At 50.5% G+C, this 681-nt stretch carries 1 protein-coding gene and 1 pseudogene; both read left to right on the top strand.

Translation table 11 applies throughout. The annotated features are described in order from the left end of the window. Positions 1-20 precede the first annotated feature (20 nt). Entirely contained in the window at positions 21-299 is a 279-nt protein-coding gene (locus R7P74_RS26755) for a hypothetical protein (protein WP_000101263.1), read from the top strand. A gap of 8 nt (positions 300-307) precedes the next feature. Continuing rightward, positions 308-681, top strand: a pseudogene (locus R7P74_RS26750) (DNA helicase); the annotation flags it as partial.

Here is a 681-nt window from a genome sequence, read left to right as displayed (position 1 = left end):
AAAAAGAAAGAGGAAAACTGATGGCGCGAAAGGCTAAATATTCAGAAGAGTGGCGACACAGAGCTGCGGCTCTTCAAACCAAGATTGAGGAGGCTATGACACTAGCCACCTCATCTATTGGCGACTATCGCTGGTTACACCGTCTCCATAGTTGGGTTACGGAGGTGGCTCAAGGTAAAGCCCCAGACTGGTGGACAGATCTGGATTGTGAAGTATCCCTCCCCCGAGAAGAAAAGCGGATCAGTACGTTCCTCTCGACACAAAAGAAGCGCATCACTCTCCAGATGTGTTTGTCGTAGGGGGCCTCATGAAACAACTTCCTCCTGACACACCAGAACAATCACTGATCACTCAGTACAAAGGGCCTCGCCTTGTCGTTAAGGCCTACGCTGGAACGGGTAAAACCACGACACTGGTGAAGTACGCCCACAACAACCTCGATTCACGTATCCTCTACTTGGCATACAACAGGGCTATCCGCGACGAGGCAAGAGAAAAGTTTCCTGCAAACGTAGACTGCAAAACGTCCCACCAGCTTGCCTACGCCACTATAGGAAGGGGCTACCAGCACAAACTCTCCGGCAACCTAAGGCTCACCGATATTGCCCAAGCGGTGAATACCAAGAACTGGACGTTTGCCAAAGATATTCTCGATACGCTCAACGCCTTTATGTGTAGTGC

This window comes from Vibrio sp. 2033, assembly GCF_033339735.1.
The sequence above is the reverse complement of the archived record's forward strand: the minus strand, read 5'-3'. Positions and strand labels throughout refer to the sequence as shown.

What these genes read in the sequence shown, in the direction of transcription:
- R7P74_RS26755 (WP_000101263.1), top strand. Translation starts at nt 21, where the DNA reads ATGGCGCGAAAGGCTAAATATTCAGAAGAGTGGCGACACAGAGCTGCG.